Origin of the sequence: Ruegeria sp. THAF57, from assembly GCF_903914075.1 — a bacterium.
GTDB lineage: Bacteria > Pseudomonadota > Alphaproteobacteria > Rhodobacterales > Rhodobacteraceae > Ruegeria.
This window is the reverse complement of the sequence record NZ_CAIWNQ010000013.1, coordinates 1-17,389: the sequence shown is the minus strand read 5'-3', so window position 1 is coordinate 17,389 and position 17,389 is coordinate 1. Positions and strand designations below refer to the sequence as shown.

The following is a 17,389-nucleotide window of genomic DNA, read 5'->3' as shown; positions in this document are numbered from 1 at the left end:
CAGATGAAAAAGGGCAGATAATTGGGGTCCGGCAAGCGTAGTCCACAAAAATACTCGTCCACACTGGAACGGGGTATGCGCGTCTTGCGGGCATTCCAGTTCGGGGATCACGGGCTAAGCAATCAGGAACTGTCCGAGAGGACCGGTATCCCCAAATCGACGATTTCCCGTCTGACCTTTACCCTGCTGGAACTGGGGTTTCTGGCCCATGCCAGCCGCAATGACAAGTTCCGCCCGGGTCCGGGGCTACTGGCACTGGGGCAGGTTGCCAATGATGCGATGCCCTTCGTGCAGCAAAATCGCGAGTGCTTTCAGAAAATTGCGGATGACACCAATTCGTTGGTTCTGATGCTGGCGCGCGAAGACAACGCGCTGATGATCATCAGCGCCGTGCGCCCGACAGGGCGCGTGGGCCGCACGTTTGACGTGGGCCACCGGCTGCCGCTGGTCGGCTCATCCTCGGGTCATGCTTTTATGGCTACGATGGAAGACGCAGAATTCGAAACCCTTCTGCCCGATCTGGTTGAAGAATACAAAACACCCGAAGACCAAATTCGATCCCTGCGCGCGAAAGCCGCAGAGGATATCTTTAATCACGGCTTCCATTTCGCCCCGACCGAGGGGTACTTCAACACGATCATCAAGGCCGTCGCTACTACGCTGTATTCCCGCGATCTCGCGCAACAGGTGGCTATTTCCTGTGTCGTGGGGCGTAACGCGCGGTCGGATGCCGAACTTTCGGAATTTGTTGGTCCGAAGATGCTGCGCGAACTGGACGGAGAACATCAGTCGCTCAACTTTCTTGACCTTAGTGCCTCGCACCAATCCGTTTGATGAATCCCTTAGATTGGGTTTCTTCAGAGCAATCTTGCTCTGGTGTCTCCACCCTTCCTTATGCGCGATATCCATTTTTGGCATGAGTCGTTAGATGCTCGGCACCACTTGGTTGCACCCGATCGGACATTCAGATTTCCGGTCTGTGGTTTTCCGTGAATTTCAGCCCTGTGTCTCAAACTGTCTCAATCTGTATCAGGCTGAAACAGTTAACAGGTTCGGTCCTCTGAACGGCACAAAGCAGCGTTGATGCTGTTTTAAAACCCCTTTCCTTTGCGGGGCAGGAATTGCGGCAACCCGCCGCGACCGCCAAGACGGGAGGAACACATGACGCCGACACGCGAAGACCAGCATTGGATGTATCACAACATGGTCACGAGCCGCCGGTTCGAAGAGGCCATCGCCAAGATTTACTTTGACGGCAAGTCACCTGTCTTCAACATGGCCAATGGCCCCATTCCGGGCGAGATGCACCTGAGCGACGGGCAGGAACCCGTGGCCGTCGGGGTCTGTGCACATCTGAACCCCGAAGACATCGTGACCGCGACACACCGCCCGCACCATCAGGCCATCGCCAAAGGGGTGGATCTCGACAAGATGGCGGCCGAGATTTTCGGCAAGAAAACCGGCCTGTCCGGGGGCCGGGGCGGCCACATGCATATTTTCGACGCGGATGTGAACTTTGCCTGCTCGGGCATCATTGCGCAGGGCATGGGCCCCGCCGTGGGTGCGGCCCTGTCGCGCAAGATGCAGGGCAAACCCGGCGTGGCCGTCGCCTTTCTGGGCGAAGGCGCGGTGAACCAGGGCGCATGGCACGAGGCGATGAACCTGGCCGCGGTCTGGAACCTGCCCTTTGTCTGCGTGATCGAGGACAACTCGTGGGGGATTTCGGTGCCCAAGGAAGCCTCGACCGCGATTGCCAACAATGCTGACCGCGCGGCGGCCTATGGCATCAAGGGTATGCGCATCGAGGGCAACGACCCCTATGCCATCTACGAGGCCGCAGGCGAGGCCATCGCCCGCGCCCGCGCCGGGGAAGGTCCGACGCTGCTGGAGGTCGAAACCTATCGTCTGGCCGGTCACTTTATGGGTGATGCCGAAGGATACCGCCCCGAAGGTGAAAAGGACGATCTGTTTGCCAAGGATCCGATCCCCAAAATGCGCGCGCGTATGCTGGCAGAAGGTGCCGCGACCGAGGCCGAATTGGATGCGATCGAAGCCGAAAGCGCAGCCCGCGTCGAAGCGGCCATCACATTTGCACGCAACAGCGAAGACCCGGCCCCCGAAGACGCGCTGACCGCCGTCTTTGCCTGAGCCCGAGGGAGGATAAAATGAACAAACCCAACGAAAGAAAACTGACCATCGCCCGCGCCATGGCCGAGGCCATGCAGCAGGAAATGCAGATCGACCCTTCGGTTTTTGTCATGGGCGAAGATATAGGTGCCCTTGGCGGTGTCTATGGCAACACGCGCGGCCTGCTGGACGAATTCGGCCCCGAGCGTATCCGCGACACTCCGATTTCGGAAACCGCCTTTATCGGGGCCGCCGTGGGGGCCGCGCAGGACGGAATGCGCCCGGTGGTCGAGCTGATGTTCGTGGATTTCTTCGGCGTCTGCTTTGATGCGATCTACAATTTGATGGCCAAGAACACCTATTTCTCGGGTGGGAATTTCAAGGTGCCCATGGTGTTGATGACATCAACGGGCGGCGGTTATTCCGACGCGGGGCAGCACTCGCAATGTGTCTATGGCACCTTTGCGCACCTGCCGGGGATGAAGGTCGTGGCGCCCTCGAACGCCTATGACGCCAAGGGGCTGATGACTGCGGCGATACGCGACGACAGCCCTGTTGTCTACATGTATCACAAAAGCCTTCAGGGCATGGGCTGGCTGGGAACCGAGGCCGGTGCCACAGTCCACGTCCCCGAGGAAACCTATACGGTCGAGATCGGCAAGGCCAAGGTCGTGCGTCCGGGCAAGGACGTAACCATCGTCAGCCTTGGCATGGGCGTCCACAATGCGCTGAAGGCGGCGGCCAAGCTGGAACAGCAGGGCGTCGAGGCCGAGGTGATCGACCTTGTCAGCCTTGTGCCGCTGGACCGCGACACCATCCGTGCCTCGGTCGCCAAGACCGGGCGGCTGATCGTGGTGGACGAAGACTACATGAGCTATGGCGTTTCGGGCGAAATCATCGCCACCGTGACCGAGCATGACATCTCGGTTCTGAAAGCCGCGCCCAAGCGGATCGCGTTCCCTGATGTTCCGATCCCCTTTGCGCGTGTGCTTGAGCAGCACTGCCTGCCCAATCCCGACAAGATCGTCGCCGCCTGGGACGAGATGAAGGCGGCCTGACGCACGTTTACCAACCAAGACAGGGATCGCCTTTGGGGGATCCCGCAAAAAAGGAATGCCAAATGGCTACTGATATTGTTGTTCCCTCGGACCTTTGGGAAGAAGACGAAGAAACGGTCATCACCGGGTGGCTGGTCGATGACGGCTCCACCGTGGATGAGGGCGCGCTGATCGCTGAAATCATGACGGCCAAGGTTCAGTATGAAATCCTGGCTCCGGCTGCGGGCACTGTTCGGATCAAGGAAGAGGCCGACGCGGTTGTTCCCAAAGGCGCGGTCATCGGGTCGATCGAATGAGCGACGCGGTCAAAACCGTCCCTCTGAAGGGCGTGCGCGGCATGATTGCCGATGGCATGGTCAAAAGCCTGCACACTGCGGCGCAGCTGACCCACCACGGCAGCGCCGACGCCACCGCTCTGCTGGCCGAAAAGGACCGGCTGGCAGGGCAGGGCGTCAAGGCGTCGGTCGAAGATCTGCTGATGCTGGCCACGATCCGCGCGGTCAAGGCCAACCCCGATGCCAATGGCCGCGTCGAAGGGCGCGAGATCAAGCTGTCACAGGCGGTTGATCTGTCCGTCGCCATCGCCCTGCCGGGCAACTTGCTGGTGGCCCCCGCAATTTTCCGGGCGGGCGAGATGGATGTGTCCCAGCTGCGCGCAGCGCGGCAGGATCTGGCGGCGCGGGCCAAAACCAACAAGCTGAGCGTCACCGAAATGACCGGCGGAACCTTTTCCATCAGCAATCTCGGCCTGACACGGGTTGAACATTTCACCCCCATCATCAACGCGCCTCAGATTTGCATTCTGGGCATTGGCCGGATGGTCGACAAACTGGTTCGCGGTGCCGATGGAGGGATAGACCTGCGCCCGCATGTGGGCTTGTCGCTGACCTTCGATCACCGCGCCCTTGACGGCGCGCCCGCCGGGGATCTGCTGACCTCGATCTGTGACGAAATCGAAGGTATGGGCAAATGATAACCGCTGCGCGACAGGTTCAGGATGTGTCCGAAGGGCTGGCTTTCGAAGCTGACCTGATGGCCGCTCATGGCCCTGCTGCGGGCGTTTGGCAGGCGGCGCACCCGGCGCTTGTCTGTCCCGAAGCCTATCGGGCCAAACCCGGTTTTGCTGCGGCGGTCGCCGCATCCGACCGCTGCGGCTGGCCGGTACACACCCGCCCGACAGGCGGCGGGGCGGTGCCGCAGGGGCCGGGCGTTCTGAACCTGGCGCTGGCCTTTACCGTCGCGCGCGGCTTCACCATTGCAGACGGATACCGCCTGATCGCGGGAATCATCCGTCAGGGTGCCGGCCCCGCCGGTCGGCATCTGACCGCCGGGCCGACCCCGCACAGTTTCTGCGACGGCGACTGGAACCTGTCGCTGGACGGGCGCAAGGTTGTCGGCACGGCGCAACGCTGGCGGCCCCTGGGGTCGGGCAGAACCCGCGTTCTGGCCCATGCGCTGATCCTGACCGGGGGCGATCTGCGCCCCGGTGCAGAGGCGGTCAGCGCCTTTGGCGCAGCTTTGGGCTTTGCCTCGGTTGACCCCGAGGTTCACACAAAACTGGCCCCCACACCCGATCTGGCTGCGGCCCTGCTGACGGCGGCTGAGGACAGCCTCTGCGCAATCGACAATCAGAACGAGGCCGCCTGACCACACTATTTTCACCGCCGGGAGGAGGGCGGTCTGACATCAAAAGGAGGAAACCATGTCAAACGAAACAATTCACATCCACCTGAAAGTGGGTGTACCCCCAGAAAATGCAGCGGATTTCGAGGGGTTGATGAAGGAACTGGTCGCGCGCACCAAGCAAGAGCCCGGTACGCTGGTCTATGAATGGTACCGCTCCGAAAATGGTCGGTTCTGGCACATTCTGGAACGCTATGCCGATGCCGAAAATGGTGATCTGCACGTCAAGGGTTTTGCAGAAAACTATGCCGCGCGCTTTCTGGGCCTGATCGACAGCAGCGAAGCTATCGTCTCCGACAACGCCACCCCGTTCATCAAAGGCGTTCTGGAAGGGATTGCGCCCATTTACGTGACCGAGCAGGGCGGTTTCAACCGCTTCTGATGGGGACCGGTTCGTAAGGGCCCGCCCGTCGACGAATGCGGTGATGTTGGGAATGCGCAGGTCGCCCAACATTGCCGCTTTTGGTCTCAGCTAGGTGGGCCGCGTGATCCCGAACTTTTTCATCTTGCGATGAATGGTGGCTCGGCCCATGCCAAGATTGCGGGCCGCCTGCGCGATATTCCAGCGTGTTCCGGTCAGCGCATCCAGGATCATCGTGCGCTCGTCATAGGCGATGCGCGGGCTGGTCGGGGCACCAGAGTCGGGCGCAGGGTCACGGGGGCGAACCGTTTCCCGCAGATCCAGCGCCGAAATCCGCCGCCCGTCGCCGTTAATCAGCGCCTGTTGCAACGCATTGCGCAATTCACGCAGATTTCCCGGCCAGTCGCATTGGGTGATCAGGGACAGCGCTTCATCGGTGATCTCGGCACCGGACTCCGACAGGTCCGACGCGATTGTCTGGGCCAGCAGGCCCGGCTTTTCACGCTCGCGCAGGGACGGCAGGCGGATCGTCGAGGTCGCCAGCAGATAATACAGGTCATCCCGAAACGCCCCTCGGGCTACGGCATCCCGCAGTGACCTGCGGCTGGTTGCGATCACCCGCAGTGACCGAGGGTCGTCGGGTTGCAGATGCCGTTCCTCGATCTCGGCCATCAGACTGCGTGACCCCGCCTGCGCGTAATCCGGCATTTCATCCACGTTTTCCAGCACCAGCACCACATGGCCCCGGTCGCCCACGCCAAGCACACCGGACACGCGGGCCTGTTCCAGAAGGGTCTGAAAAAACGCGCGGTCGTCATCGCCATCGTCCAGAGCGGCGCAATCTATGGTCAGAATCCGTGCGGCCTTGGCCGCCTGAGTCGTTTGCAGGGCGCGGATCAGGCTAGATTTACCGGTGCCCGATTCCCCTTCGATCACAAAGGGCAGGGCGCGCCGGTACAGCGTCAGCGCCCGGGTGCACTGCACCTCCATCTTCTCACTGCCCAAAATCAGTTGACGCAGGGACGAGGCCATTCGCTGTCGTTTCGGACGCAGCGCCGGGGCATCGGCAGGACGCCTCCAGCCGGTGGTCGTGTCGGTTTTGCCCTGCGGCGCGCGCGCCGAAACCCTCAGCGCCGGGTGGTTTCCGCGCGGCACACTCAAGACCCGGCCGGGGACGGCTTCGAGGCTTTGCGCTTCGGTGCCGAACATCAGTTCGAACGCTTTGCCCTTCAACTGGCCCGGTTCGCTCTGACCGGCCAGCAGATGGGCCGAGGCGGTCGAGCCCAGGATCACGCCTGCCTCGTTCACGGCCACCAGCTCGTCCCGTTTCAGAAGATCGCGCTGGTTTGAGGACGCCACCGACACGATCATCGACTCGGCAAAGCGCCGTTCGAACAGGGCACGCTGAATCCGATCGGCTGCCGCGCCTAGAAGCTGCGTTGCAAACAGATAATCCGCCGTGTTGCGCCGGTCGACCATCGACAGGCTGATCGCACCCAGAGCCGTATTTTCGGCGTCAAACAATGGCAGGGCGGTACAGGCGAAATGCCGCAGCGAGGTGAAAAAGTGATCCTGACCGCTGACGGTAAAGGCGGCTCCCTGCGCCAGTGCCATACTGACGCCATTGGTGCCCGCAATGCGTTCGTCCCAGCATGACCCCAGCGCGATGCCGTTATGTTCAAACTCGGTCTGATCCTGCCCGATGCCTTCCAGCCGCACCAGAACGCCGTCCTGATCGGTGACAACCAGACAGTGCCCTGCATTGGCTGCGATATTCGAAAGTTCGCTGATAATCCCAAGCCGCCCGCCCGAGCGTTCGGTAAATTCCTCAAGTCGGGGTGCAACCTCGGCTGAGCGCAGGCGCAGGATAGGGCGGGACGTGCTCGGGGTCAGATTAAACTGATCTTTGCAACGCTCCCACGACGCTTTGATTGCCGCATCTGGGGTGGCTTTGTCTTGGGTATTGAACACGATCCCCCTCCCTGGGTCATGCTAAGCAAACGGCTGGTGGCTTGCCGATTTGCATAAAGGTTTTTGCGGCCCTTGCCGCAGGGTTGGATCGGCCCGAATGGGCCGGTCCAGTTGCCGACGGGGTCATCGGTTTCTCAAAGCGCCTTGAGCGCGGCCAGCGTGTCTTCGGGCTCGGGGCGGAGGGTATAGTCGGGGTTGATATCGGCGTAGACGACCTTGCCTGTGCCATCAATCACCAGACGCGCGGGCATCGGCAGTTCCCAGCTTTCGTCACCGTTAAAGGCGGGCAGGTCGATGCCCAGACCCTTGTAAAGCGCCTGCAATTCCTCTGACAGTCCGAACACCAGCCCCAGTTCGCGGCTGTAGCTGTTGCCAAGGTCGGACAGCACGTCGAATGACAGTGATCTTTCCGATTTCGTGACCTTCGATTTCTCGGTGGTCTGGGGCGAGATGATGACTACGTTCGCACCCGCCGCGCGGAATTGGGCAGCACTACGTTCCAGCGCCTCAAGTTCGAGGTTGCAATAGGGGCACCACTGGCCGCGATAGACACTGATGACCAGAGGCCCGTCTTTCAGCAGATCGGCTGAGCTTGTGGCCTCACCGTCCTGGTTTGTCAGGGTAAAGGCGGGCAGGGTGTCGCCCAGTTTGATCGTTTTCTCCAGAATGCCTGAAGCGGCCAGCTCTTCGGTGGCGCGGGCCATGGTTTCAAGTGTTTTCTGGGGCAATTGCTTAACGAACTGCGATTTCAGGGCGGCGATGTTTTCATGTAGCGACATTGGTCATAACCTTTCGGTCGGGGGTCAGATTTGAACGTCTTGCGCCGCTGGTCGGGCGGGCCCTTTGCGCAACGGCTACAGTACAGATAACGATCGGGCCGGGGATGATAACGAGGCGGATTGGACAATCACAATCCCGGAATTCTGTATAATCCCCTGCGCGCAATTTTTTTTGGCCGGGCATCAGAAACTGGGGCGCGAAAAACAGGGTCGAGACGTCGGTGTCCGTCAGGCCCTGCCGCAGGGGGATCATGGCCTGATATTCGGGCGACTGATACCAGCCATCCGCCGCGGCCTGACTGGGAAAGCGGACGATGACGCTCCAGTTGGCGCTATAGTGGCCTTCCAGCAACTGGACCTGTGGGGTGGCCACCAGAATCTCGGCCCCGGCCTGTTCCAGCATCGGAGTGACGGGAAAGACATAGCCGTTCAGGAACGGTTTCATGTCATCGACTCGCAGGCTGGCGACCATATAGACGGGGCTTTCGGCCTCTTGCGCTTTGGCGTGTATGGACAGGCCCAGAGCCAGCATCATGGATGTGATCAGCAGTTTCAGTTTCATGTCCTTGGGTCCTTGGATCGGGTATTAAGCGGAAAACTCGGGCAGCAGCGTGTCGGCCAGCCTAGTCAAAGTGTCGGGGATATCGGCCCCGTTAAAGCGCAGGTTCAGGGCGATATGGTTGACCCCGATCTGCTGCCGGGTGCGCAGATAGGCGCGCAGGGCGTTCAACCCCAGATGCAGGCCCAGATGGATCGGGCGCGGCGGAGTGTCAGGATCGGCGGCCAGATCGACGTAAAGCGGCTCCATCACCGGTTTGTCGCGCCCGCCATGGGCGGCGATGGCTTCGCGGTATTGGGCGATCAGCCGGGCCTGTTGCGGGGCCGGGCGCGGGAAGGTGATCCAGCCGTCGGAATGCTGCGCGAACCAGTCCGGCGATTGCTGGCTGAGCCCCGTGGTCAGCAGCGGCAGCCGCGTGCCCACCGGCTTGGGCAGCATGTCCATCCCTGCCGTCACGCTGCCCCGCGCGTTGTGAAACTGCGGGTGGGGCTGCGCCATGGCGCGGATATAGTCATAGCTGTCGCGGAACCCCTCGGACCTTTGGGCGAAGGGTTGGTTCAGGGCGGGGTATTCCTCGGGGCGGTCGCCCGAGGCGATGCCCAGCACCAGCCGCCCACCGGACAGCTGATCGACGCTGGCGGCGGCTTTGGCAACATGCGCCGGATGGCGCAGCGGCAGGATGATGCTGGCCACGCCAAGGGCGATCCGGTTGGTCTGCGCCGCCAGATAGCCCAGATAAACAAAGGGATCAAAGACCTGCCCCGCATCCCCGAACGAGGGCACGGTGAAGGGCACGTCGCGCAGCCAGACTGCGGCAAAGCCCAATTGTTCGGCCAGTTGAATCCGCGCCGCGTGGTCGTCCAGCGTGGGAACGGGGCCATGGGCATAGGTTTCGATTGGCGCAACCAGCCCAAGGGTCAGCCTGCCCGGTGCAAACACCGCATCAAAGCCTGCATTGATCGGATCAAAAGCCGGGTCCGGTTGTTTCAGCATGGGGTCACGCCTTCGTGCACTGCGCAGCAAGGGGGGCAAGGTGTTGCGGCGACACCAGTGGTGCCGCCGCAGGGTCGGGTGATCAGGCCCAGGTAACGATGTCTTCCATCGCGCGGCGCGTTTTGGGGAACATCGGGCCATCGGCGCGGTAGCCGAACGCCACCATGACGGCGGGTTTGTAAACCGCGGTGTCGATGCCGAAATGGTCGCGCAGGACCGCTTCGGTCTTGTCCATCTCGAACCCTTCGATGGGGCAGGAATCAATGCCCATCAGCGCACCGGCAGTCATCATGTTGCCCAGCACGATATAGGCCTGACGGGCCGACCATTCCGCAATCTGCGCATCCGTTTCCAGTTTGAAATCGCTTTCCTGGAACTTGGTGAATGCACCGTTCATGAACTCGATGACTTCTTCGGGGAATTGCTTGATCTCGCGGTTGTGCTTGGCCAGATACTCGGACCCTGCTTTCATGGTGGCACCGGTATGGGCCAGCACGATGACATAGTGGCTTGAGGTGCCAAGTTGACCGGCCGTGCCGTTGGTCGCGCCATTCGCGCCCCAGGTAAAGTCGCGGAACAGTTCGCGCTTTTCAGGGGATTGAACGACCAGCAGTTGAAACGGCTCGGTCCCGAACGAGGTCGGCGACAGGCGCGCGGCCTCAAGAATGGTGTCGAATTCGCTGTCGCTGATCTTGCGGGTGTCGTCGAACACTTTCGTCGCGTGACGGAAGTTGAATGCGTCGACAATCTGGCTTTGGATTTCGGTGTTTTCGATTGTGTCTTTCATGGGTCTCGGGCTCCGTTCGTGATGAGCCCGATCTATTTCGGCACGGTCGCTGAGACTATCTGCGGCGTGCGGGAAAGATTATCCCGTGGAATAAAAGAATGCGTCAAATTAGATCAGCGTAACAGGTTTTGTTGGTCTCGACGATGCGGTCGCGCATGAAGTCGAGGAATGCTTTGACCCGGGCATGCATCAAGCGGCCCGGCGGGCGCACCGCCCAGATGCGCGAGGCGGGCCATGCGCGCAGTTCAGGCAAAACCGGCACCAGCCGTCCTGCACGGATGTGATGGCCCGTGTGCCACAGAGAGGCATTGCCGATACCGACACCCGCAAGCGTCCAATCGACCACCGCATCCCCCAGGCTGACCGTCACCGGGCCGGAAACGCGGACGTCATGGACATGCTCGGACGCGTCGATCAGGTGCCAGATATCACGCTGCTTCATGGTCAGGCAGGCGTGGCGGGCCAAGTCCTGTGGTGTCTCGGGCGTGCCCATCCGCGCGAGATAATCGGGTGCGGCCACCAACATGCGTGGATCGTCGTCCAGCTTTTGCGCCAGCAGGCTGGACGGGGCCAGATCACCGATGCGAAAGGCCAGATCGAACCCCTGTTCAATGATGTCGACCACCGTATCCGTCAGATGCAGGTCAAGCTGCACATCCGGATAGAGCCGCAGAAACTCCGGCACGAAAGGCACGATATGCGACCGTCCGAACGAGGCCGAAGCCGTGACCCGCAGACGCCCCGAAACCGAGGCCGAATTGTGCGACAAAGCGGTGCGCGCGTCCTCGATATCTTCCAGAATGCGGCGGGCGTGATCCAGAAACAGCTCTCCGTCCGGGGTCAGGGACACGGCGCGGGTGGTGCGGTTCAACAGTTTAACATCCAACTCATCCTCAAGCGCCTGAATCCGCTGCGAGGTGTTTGTGGGCGAAAACCCGAACTCGGCCCCGGCGCGACCGATCGCGCCCAGCGTGGCAACCCGGACAAAAAGATGAAGGTTTTTCAGATCGAAGGACATGGCTTCGGCATTAATACACAATCTGCCGGTGGTTCAATGGTAGGCGGGGTTCAGTCGGCGTCGAGGCTGTGCGCAACGTTGCGGCATTAGTTGCAATACTTGCCCAATCTCCATTGCAGTTTGGGAAATTGGTTGTAATTTGCTACCAAATGCCGACCCACGGCGAATAGGAAGACCGTACATATGACAGCTGACAATCTGAACCCCGAACTGCGCGATGCGTTTCGAATGGTGCCGGTATTTCCCTATTACGGTCCTCGGACGATTCCGTTGGGGCGGATGATGTATAACAAGGCCACCCCAACAAAAACCGGCCCCGGTGTCACGGTTGAGGAAGTCATGTTGGGCGACTTGTCGCTGCGTGTGTTCCGGCCCATCGAGGGTGCATCGGGTGCGGGTATCTTGTGGATCCATGGCGGCGGCTTCATCGCCGGGGCGACCGAGCAGGTGAATGACGTGGTTTCGGGCTTTGCCCGACGGCTCAAGGCGGCAGTGGTCACAGTTCAATATCGCTGGGCACCCGAGCATCCGTTTCCCGCCGCGCTGGATGATGTTCACGCGGCGTGGCGCTGGATGCTGGACGCACCGGATATCGACTCGGCGCGCATCGCCATTCTGGGTCAAAGCGCGGGTGGTGGTCTGGCCGCCGGTCTGGTGCAGCGCCTGCATGATGAGGGCGGCCAGCAACCGGTGGCGCAGGTTCTACACTATCCCATGCTGGACGATCGCACCGCCGCAGATCTCGGCCGGGATGCAGAGCGGTACAGGATTTGGAACAACCGTTGCAATCGCGTGGCGTGGAATGCCTATCTGCATCCGCTTGGGGCAGGGGCTGACGGGGTGCCCCCCTATGCCGCACCCGCGCGCCGTCAAGATCTGTCGGGCCTGCCTCCCACGTGGATCGGCGGCGGCACCTACGACCTGTTCGCGGATGAAACCCGCGACTATGCCACCCGGCTGGAACGGGCCGGGGTGTCGGTTGACTCGCTTTACTTAGAAGGCGCACCGCATGTGTTCGAGGTGATGGCCCCCGACTGGTCAGGCTCGGTGCAGTTCCTCAACAGCACGGCGCGGTTTCTGCGTCGGTATTTGCAAAACCCTTCAGGCTAAAGGCGGCGTTCAGCCGCGTTTCTCCAGGTAAGCGCGCGTGGTGTCCGAAGCTCCGGGGCCGGGGGTCACGGTTACATCCTGCGGGCTCACCTGTTGACCGTCCCGAGAGAACACGGCCACTTGTTGCACCGGTGCGCTGCTGGTCTTGTCCACGATCTGAACCGGTTCGCCCTGCGTACCGAAAATCCATTTGTCGCCCCACTGGCCCAAGGCCACTATGATCGGGAACAGTCCCTGACCTTTGGAAGTCAGCACATAACGCACGCGCGAACTGCCTTCGCGTTGGGGAACGCGCTGAAATATGCCGTGGTCGCAGAGCGACTCGAGCCGGGAGGTCAGGATGTTGCGGGCCACCCCGGTATTGCGCTGAAACTCGGTATATTTCGAGGCTCCGCCAAACGCCTCGCGGATGATCATCATGCTCCACTTGTCGCCGAAGATGTCCAGCGACCGGGCCCAGCTGCAATTGCGCTCGGACAGGGGCAGGGGGGTGGCAGCGGTCATCTTGATCCCTTTTCGAAACAGGTCTGGCTGGGGCGCAAAAAGCCCGCATTCGTCTGACCGGTATGACATAGGCAAACGCGTCGGATGTCAACTCTGCCGCAACGTTATTTAGTAGCATATTGCTACCAAATAACGAGCAGATTAAACGCACGGGACAACTATCGAATCTATGGACCCAAGGGTCCGGCAGAAACTTGCGAGGAGAACAGGCATGATTGCCCAAGCTCAGACCGACATCACCATCAATCTGGCCCAACTGCGTCAGAAATATATGCGGCCTATCCTTCTGGGGATCATCGGCGGGCTGTTTGCGGAAACCATGTTCCTGTTCGTTCAGGGGGTCCTGCTTTACCCGGGCAAGCCGGTCTCGGTCATGATGTTCTGGGGTGTTTTCTGCGGCATCGGTATGGGTGGCGCGGCTGGTATCGCGCTGAACCTGTTCGTGGTTGACCGGTTTGAGGACCAAAAGGCGATCCTGCCTGGCACGCTTGCAGCCTTTGTGCCTTATGCGGCCTGCGGTTATTTCTGTTACGAGATCGCGCTGAATACCGGCTATTACGGCGCGCGCGAGATGGGGCTGCTGTTTGTGGCCAAGAACCTTGTGATCTCGTTCTTTGGGTCGCTGCTGATTGCCTCGCTGCTGTTCACCCAGCGCGGTCGCGCCATGCTGAAGGCGCTGCGCCTGTGACCGCGCTGATCCTGACGCAGCCGCGGCAGGTCACGCTGCCCGGCCTGATGGCGCTAGCCCTGTTGGGGTTCATCGCCAAGGCCGGGATCGAACTGGCGCTGCTGCCCGATGCGATGCCCTATGCCGCGATGTCGCTGCGCGGGGCGATTGCGAATACCGGTTGGTATCTGATCGTGGCCGGGCTGGGTCAGGGGGCGATCTTTGTGATGCTGATGCTGCTGGTGTGGCCCGGCCCATCGGGGGCCGCGCTGCTGGGTGGGCTCAACGCGCTTTGGGGCGCCAATGTGATCCAAAATTTCGACGTGATGGGTCTGTGCCTTGGCGGAGATCTGTCGCCGCTGGTTTTTGCACCGTCGATCCCGCAAACGCTGGCCGGGGCCGCCATTGGCGCGGCGCTTGGCCTGACACTGCAACAGATGAAAGGCGCATTGTCATGAAATTCGTGAAACCTCTGATCGCTCTGGCGGTTCTGGTGGGCCTGTTCCTGCTGTCGAAAACCGCCTTTGCCATCGTTCTGGCCCTGCTGCTGGCGCTGGTCGCTCTGGCTGTCTGGGTCAAGGGCGGCAGTCAGCCCGCCGATGCCTCGATCCCCAAATCGCTGGATGGCCCCGCCTTTCGCACCTATGAATCGACCGGGTCCGGCAGCCCCCTGCGGCTGCGCCACTTCATCTCGCAACCCGAAGAGATCAACGTGTCGTCCAGCCTGATCATGGGCACGCATGAGGTGATCTGCGTCACCGCACAGCCCACCAAATTCGCGGCCGAACGGCTTGCGGACATGATCGAGGAAACCGGGCTGAAGCTGACTTATGTCTATCTGGACCACGCGCATCTGGACCATTCGCAGGGCGCGGCGGTGCTGATCAAACGGTTCCCCGATGCAAAGTTTGTCGGTGCCCCGAACGTGGTCGCGCTGCAACATCTGCGGATGGAGGCGGACGACAAGATGGCGCGGGCGCGCTATGGCGACAACGCAGCCGTGCCCTCGGTCCCGTTCGAGGCGCTGGACGCGGGCAAGCTGATGCTGGAAGGGCATGAGATTCAGCTGTGGCACGATCAGTTCGGCGATGTCGGCATCGGTGAACCTGATGAGCCGCATACGGTCATCTACATCCCCGACCTCAAGGCGCTGCTGCCGACCGATATCTGTTACTGGCAGGGCCATATCATGATGGGCGGCTCGACCCCCGACAGCCGCGCGCGCTGGAAACAGCAGATCCGCGAGTGGATGCAGATGGATCTGAATGTGGTCATCCCCGGCCATGTGGTGCGCGCCGAAAGCCCGTCAATGACGGCGCAGGGCGTGCTGGAGTTCTCGCTGGACTATATCGACGCCTATGAGGACGTTCTGGACAGTTCCGCGACCTCGGATGAGGTGATCGCGCGGATGCAGGATCTCTATCCCGATCTGGGCCATGTCTCGGCCCTGCATATCGGCACGTTCATCCTGTTCGGTGAAACCCATCGCCTGCTGTTCAACAACCGGATCGAGAAGATCTTTGGCCTGCTGCCCGCCGGGCTGCGCCGGTCGCTGGATCACAAGATGTTCGCCAGCCGCAAGGCCGCCGCGAATTTCTGACAAAAAACCCCGCCGAGTGTGAACCGGCGGAGTTTTGACATCACAGGGCGGGGTCGCTGGGCGACCCCGCCTTTTTTACGTTCAAGGCCTCAGGTGCTCGACAAACCATTCGGTCGCGGCCCCTGCGGTCACGTCGAAATCCTTGGCATAGGCTTCAAAGTGGTTGCCGTCGTACATTTGCAGGCGTTTGGGTTCCAGCAGTTGTTCATAGGCATCCAGCGCCAGATCGGTTGGGGTCACGACATCCCGTGTCGCCACAACCATCAGCACAGGCGTGGGCGAGATGCGTTTGATCCAGTTGCCCGGTTCATACATCATTGCCTTGCGCGAGGACTGGAAGGTGATCATCTCGTCCGAAGGGATACCCTCGGGCAGGGGGAACGTGTCCTTGAAATCCTGCGCCTCTTGCAGCTTGTAGGCGGCGGGCACCTGCGGGTCCATGCTCAGCATCAGTTGCATCGCGGGGGGCTGGCCCTGGAACTGCGCGCGTTCGTCGGCGTTGAACCGTTCCTCAAGTGCGGCGCGGTATTCGGGCGGAACGCGGCGCTGACCTTGCAGATAGCCGCTGATTGTCGGCACCTGCGATACGATCGCTTTTAGCCGTCGGTCGGTCGCGCCCAGCACGATCGCGTGCCCGCCCGCATAGCTGGATCCCCACAGGCCGATACGCGCCGTATCCACCCCGTCGATCGTTTCGACATACGAGATCACGCGCTTCCAGTCGGCTATCTGTTGCCACGGGTCGATATCACCGCGTACTACGCCGCCACTCAGGCCAAAGCCGCGGTGGTCGTGTACGGTGACAACAAAACCTGCCGCCGCGAATTTTTCAGCATAGTTGCGCAACCCGCGATATTTCACACCGCCAAAGCCATGCGCCATGGAGATTGCGGGCCGGGGGCCGTCGAACCCTTCGGGCTTGAAAACCCATGTGTGCAGCTCGACGCCGTCGCCAACCGGGACCATTACCTCTTGCATCGTCATTTCCACTCCGTTGAAACATTTTGGTAGCAAATCAGTACCAACTGATCGCCGCCTTCGTACCCGGAGTTGGCCACATCCACCAGCGGTTTGTAGGTAAGTTACGGGACGTTTCACGCGGGATATCCGGTGACCTGCATGACATGTTGAGCAAGGTTAAGAGCGGCGCGAGCGCTCTTTGTTCCGGATCTGGGGCGAAATTGTGGGGCGTCGGTTCTAGCCGGCTAGTTCCAGGCCGTGCTTAGGGCGTCAAACGCGGCCTGAACATTCGGCTCTTCCTTCCGGGCCGCAAGGGTCGCGAACCGCAGGCAGGTTTCAATTTTCACCTTTTCCGAAATCGCAATCCCTCGGGATTGCATTTCCTCAAGCGCAATCGACTCGCGGCACAGGCTCAGCCCGATGCCCGAACGAACCATCGCCAGCATCGAGGGTTCCTGATCCACCAGGCACACCGGTTCGGGTTGGCAACCAAGATCTTTGTAAACCCGAGTTAGCAGACGATTGTGGACCGAGTTTTCGGGCGTTCCAATCCAGGGCAGCGCAGCAAGGGCTGTCCAGTCTTTCCCAACCAGACGCTTGCCCCAACCAGCAGGCGCAATAACCCGATAGGTAAACTTGGTCAGTTCCCGTTGAAAGAAAATCGGTTCAGCATCCTCTTCCCGGTTGGGTTCAAAGTCATCCAGCTCGCCCAGAAAAAAACCCACATCCACCTGCCCGTTGATCAGGCGGTTCACGACGTCGCCACTTATACCATGCACCAGTTTTGTCTGCAGGTCTGGATACCCGTCAAGCAAGGCCGCCAAAAACGTGCCAAGACGGATGAAATCCGGGTCGACAATGGTTCCTAACCGCAAAGAGCCGCGCACATTACCGTTGATCCGTCGCGCAGTCAGGCCGAATTCGGACAGGGCGGACTGAACTTTTTCCGCCTTGGCAACAAGGGCTTCTCCGTCGCGCGTCAGCTCCACACCCTTGGAGGTGCGATGAAACAGCTCAAGACCGGTATCTTCGGCCAGCCGCTTCAATTGAAGGCTGACCGCAGGCTGCGTCAGGTGCAATCTTTTAGCGGCGCGTGAGATGTTGCCTTCCTGAGCGACAGCGACGAAAGCGTTGAGAATACGGATGTCGGAGATGGGTCTCATATTAATTTTGTTTATATCATGTGACTCGATTAGTCATTGGATTTGTTTG

General features: G+C 60.7%; 20 protein-coding genes. 11 read left to right on the top strand and 9 right to left on the bottom strand.

Annotation, left to right across the window (positions count from 1 at the left end; all coding sequences use genetic code 11):
- Positions 1-21 precede the first annotated feature (21 nt).
- The 7 genes from RUESEDTHA_RS20350 (at position 22) to RUESEDTHA_RS20320 (ending at position 5,250) form a co-directional block, all read left to right on the top strand.
- The gene (locus RUESEDTHA_RS20350) at positions 22-834 is read left to right on the top strand and encodes an IclR family transcriptional regulator (RefSeq protein WP_255431846.1); all 813 of its coding nucleotides are present in this window, start codon (positions 22-24) and stop codon (positions 832-834) included.
- Positions 835-1,161: 327 nt separating this feature from the next.
- Complete coding sequence (locus RUESEDTHA_RS20345) at positions 1,162-2,148, top strand: thiamine pyrophosphate-dependent dehydrogenase E1 component subunit alpha (protein ID WP_255431845.1); 987 nt, start codon at positions 1,162-1,164, stop codon at positions 2,146-2,148.
- Positions 2,149-2,165: 17 nt separating this feature from the next.
- Positions 2,166-3,185, top strand: coding sequence for an alpha-ketoacid dehydrogenase subunit beta (locus RUESEDTHA_RS20340; protein WP_180888423.1), 1,020 nt, complete (start codon positions 2,166-2,168; stop codon positions 3,183-3,185).
- A gap of 62 nt (positions 3,186-3,247) precedes the next feature.
- Positions 3,248-3,481, top strand: a complete 234-nt coding sequence (locus RUESEDTHA_RS20335; protein WP_180888422.1) for a biotin/lipoyl-containing protein — start codon at positions 3,248-3,250, stop codon at positions 3,479-3,481.
- Positions 3,478-4,158: a 2-oxo acid dehydrogenase subunit E2 gene (locus tag RUESEDTHA_RS20330; RefSeq protein WP_180888421.1), complete on the top strand. Its 681-nt coding sequence runs from the start codon at positions 3,478-3,480 to the stop codon at positions 4,156-4,158. Before RUESEDTHA_RS20335 ends, RUESEDTHA_RS20330 begins: the two co-directional genes overlap by 4 nt.
- A complete protein-coding gene (locus RUESEDTHA_RS20325; RefSeq protein ID WP_180888420.1) occupies positions 4,155-4,832 on the top strand; it encodes a hypothetical protein in 678 nt (225 codons plus the stop codon). Before RUESEDTHA_RS20330 ends, RUESEDTHA_RS20325 begins: the two co-directional genes overlap by 4 nt.
- 55 nt (positions 4,833-4,887) lie before the next feature.
- Positions 4,888-5,250, top strand: a complete 363-nt coding sequence (locus RUESEDTHA_RS20320; RefSeq protein ID WP_180888419.1) for a putative quinol monooxygenase — start codon at positions 4,888-4,890, stop codon at positions 5,248-5,250.
- A 90-nt stretch (positions 5,251-5,340) separates the two neighbouring features.
- Here RUESEDTHA_RS20320 and RUESEDTHA_RS20315 read toward each other — a convergent pair whose 3' ends face one another.
- The 6 genes from RUESEDTHA_RS20315 to RUESEDTHA_RS20290 form a co-directional block, all read right to left on the bottom strand.
- Positions 5,341-7,200 (bottom strand): sigma-54-dependent Fis family transcriptional regulator, encoded by a 1,860-nt coding sequence (locus tag RUESEDTHA_RS20315; RefSeq protein WP_180888418.1) that lies wholly within the window; start codon positions 7,198-7,200, stop codon positions 5,341-5,343.
- 134 nt (positions 7,201-7,334) lie between these two features.
- Entirely contained in the window at positions 7,335-7,979 is a 645-nt protein-coding gene (locus tag RUESEDTHA_RS20310; RefSeq protein ID WP_180888417.1) for a peroxiredoxin-like family protein, read from the bottom strand.
- A complete protein-coding gene (locus tag RUESEDTHA_RS20305) occupies positions 7,966-8,541 on the bottom strand; it encodes a DUF1330 domain-containing protein (protein WP_180888416.1) in 576 nt (191 codons plus the stop codon). The genes RUESEDTHA_RS20310 and RUESEDTHA_RS20305 overlap by 14 nt, the downstream gene beginning before the upstream one ends.
- 24 nt (positions 8,542-8,565) lie before the next feature.
- The gene (locus RUESEDTHA_RS20300; RefSeq protein WP_180888415.1) at positions 8,566-9,531 is read right to left on the bottom strand and encodes an LLM class oxidoreductase; all 966 of its coding nucleotides are present in this window, start codon (positions 9,529-9,531) and stop codon (positions 8,566-8,568) included.
- Between the two features lie 82 nt (positions 9,532-9,613).
- Positions 9,614-10,318 carry an NAD(P)H-dependent oxidoreductase gene (locus RUESEDTHA_RS20295; protein ID WP_180888414.1) on the bottom strand — a complete coding sequence of 235 codons (705 nt, stop codon included), beginning with the start codon at positions 10,316-10,318 and terminating at the stop codon, positions 9,614-9,616.
- Between the two features lie 103 nt (positions 10,319-10,421).
- Positions 10,422-11,336 carry a LysR family transcriptional regulator gene (locus RUESEDTHA_RS20290; protein WP_180888413.1) on the bottom strand — a complete coding sequence of 305 codons (915 nt, stop codon included), beginning with the start codon at positions 11,334-11,336 and terminating at the stop codon, positions 10,422-10,424.
- A gap of 183 nt (positions 11,337-11,519) precedes the next feature.
- Here RUESEDTHA_RS20290 and RUESEDTHA_RS20285 point away from each other — a divergent pair, with 183 nt between their 5' ends.
- Complete coding sequence (locus RUESEDTHA_RS20285) at positions 11,520-12,446, top strand: alpha/beta hydrolase (protein WP_180888412.1); 927 nt, start codon at positions 11,520-11,522, stop codon at positions 12,444-12,446.
- Between the two features lie 9 nt (positions 12,447-12,455).
- Here the strand turns inward: RUESEDTHA_RS20285 and RUESEDTHA_RS20280 are convergent, their stop codons facing one another.
- Complete coding sequence (locus tag RUESEDTHA_RS20280) at positions 12,456-12,950, bottom strand: helix-turn-helix domain-containing protein (protein ID WP_180888411.1); 495 nt, start codon at positions 12,948-12,950, stop codon at positions 12,456-12,458.
- A 211-nt stretch (positions 12,951-13,161) separates the two neighbouring features.
- On the opposite strand from RUESEDTHA_RS20280, the gene RUESEDTHA_RS20275 reads away from it, so the two are divergent.
- The 3 genes from RUESEDTHA_RS20275 to RUESEDTHA_RS20265 are packed head-to-tail and all read left to right on the top strand — an operon-like array spanning position 13,162 to position 15,217.
- A complete protein-coding gene (locus tag RUESEDTHA_RS20275; protein ID WP_180888410.1) occupies positions 13,162-13,638 on the top strand; it encodes a hypothetical protein in 477 nt (158 codons plus the stop codon).
- Positions 13,635-14,075, top strand: a complete 441-nt coding sequence (locus RUESEDTHA_RS20270) for a hypothetical protein (RefSeq protein ID WP_180888409.1) — start codon at positions 13,635-13,637, stop codon at positions 14,073-14,075. Before RUESEDTHA_RS20275 ends, RUESEDTHA_RS20270 begins: the two co-directional genes overlap by 4 nt.
- Positions 14,072-15,217: a hypothetical protein gene (locus RUESEDTHA_RS20265; protein WP_180888408.1), complete on the top strand. Its 1,146-nt coding sequence runs from the start codon at positions 14,072-14,074 to the stop codon at positions 15,215-15,217. Before RUESEDTHA_RS20270 ends, RUESEDTHA_RS20265 begins: the two co-directional genes overlap by 4 nt.
- A gap of 81 nt (positions 15,218-15,298) precedes the next feature.
- Here the strand turns inward: RUESEDTHA_RS20265 and RUESEDTHA_RS20260 are convergent, their stop codons facing one another.
- The gene (locus tag RUESEDTHA_RS20260) at positions 15,299-16,201 is read right to left on the bottom strand and encodes an alpha/beta hydrolase (RefSeq protein WP_180888407.1); all 903 of its coding nucleotides are present in this window, start codon (positions 16,199-16,201) and stop codon (positions 15,299-15,301) included.
- A 221-nt stretch (positions 16,202-16,422) separates the two neighbouring features.
- Entirely contained in the window at positions 16,423-17,340 is a 918-nt protein-coding gene (locus RUESEDTHA_RS20255; RefSeq protein WP_180888406.1) for a LysR family transcriptional regulator, read from the bottom strand.
- Positions 17,341-17,389: the final 49 nt, after the last annotated feature.

What these genes read in the sequence shown, in the direction of transcription:
- RUESEDTHA_RS20295 (WP_180888414.1), bottom strand. Translation starts at nt 10,318, where the DNA reads ATGAAAGACACAATCGAAAACACCGAAATCCAAAGCCAGATTGTCGAC.
- RUESEDTHA_RS20345 (WP_255431845.1), top strand. Translation starts at nt 1,162, where the DNA reads ATGACGCCGACACGCGAAGACCAGCATTGGATGTATCACAACATGGTC.
- RUESEDTHA_RS20335 (WP_180888422.1), top strand. Translation starts at nt 3,248, where the DNA reads ATGGCTACTGATATTGTTGTTCCCTCGGACCTTTGGGAAGAAGACGAA.
- RUESEDTHA_RS20280 (WP_180888411.1), bottom strand. Translation starts at nt 12,950, where the DNA reads ATGACCGCTGCCACCCCCCTGCCCCTGTCCGAGCGCAATTGCAGCTGG.
- RUESEDTHA_RS20320 (WP_180888419.1), top strand. Translation starts at nt 4,888, where the DNA reads ATGTCAAACGAAACAATTCACATCCACCTGAAAGTGGGTGTACCCCCA.
- RUESEDTHA_RS20325 (WP_180888420.1), top strand. Translation starts at nt 4,155, where the DNA reads ATGATAACCGCTGCGCGACAGGTTCAGGATGTGTCCGAAGGGCTGGCT.
- RUESEDTHA_RS20340 (WP_180888423.1), top strand. Translation starts at nt 2,166, where the DNA reads ATGAACAAACCCAACGAAAGAAAACTGACCATCGCCCGCGCCATGGCC.
- RUESEDTHA_RS20260 (WP_180888407.1), bottom strand. Translation starts at nt 16,201, where the DNA reads ATGACGATGCAAGAGGTAATGGTCCCGGTTGGCGACGGCGTCGAGCTG.
- RUESEDTHA_RS20290 (WP_180888413.1), bottom strand. Translation starts at nt 11,336, where the DNA reads ATGTCCTTCGATCTGAAAAACCTTCATCTTTTTGTCCGGGTTGCCACG.
- RUESEDTHA_RS20275 (WP_180888410.1), top strand. Translation starts at nt 13,162, where the DNA reads ATGATTGCCCAAGCTCAGACCGACATCACCATCAATCTGGCCCAACTG.
- RUESEDTHA_RS20330 (WP_180888421.1), top strand. Translation starts at nt 3,478, where the DNA reads ATGAGCGACGCGGTCAAAACCGTCCCTCTGAAGGGCGTGCGCGGCATG.
- RUESEDTHA_RS20310 (WP_180888417.1), bottom strand. Translation starts at nt 7,979, where the DNA reads ATGTCGCTACATGAAAACATCGCCGCCCTGAAATCGCAGTTCGTTAAG.
- RUESEDTHA_RS20305 (WP_180888416.1), bottom strand. Translation starts at nt 8,541, where the DNA reads ATGAAACTGAAACTGCTGATCACATCCATGATGCTGGCTCTGGGCCTG.
- RUESEDTHA_RS20255 (WP_180888406.1), bottom strand. Translation starts at nt 17,340, where the DNA reads ATGAGACCCATCTCCGACATCCGTATTCTCAACGCTTTCGTCGCTGTC.
- RUESEDTHA_RS20265 (WP_180888408.1), top strand. Translation starts at nt 14,072, where the DNA reads ATGAAATTCGTGAAACCTCTGATCGCTCTGGCGGTTCTGGTGGGCCTG.
- RUESEDTHA_RS20285 (WP_180888412.1), top strand. Translation starts at nt 11,520, where the DNA reads ATGACAGCTGACAATCTGAACCCCGAACTGCGCGATGCGTTTCGAATG.
- RUESEDTHA_RS20300 (WP_180888415.1), bottom strand. Translation starts at nt 9,531, where the DNA reads ATGCTGAAACAACCGGACCCGGCTTTTGATCCGATCAATGCAGGCTTT.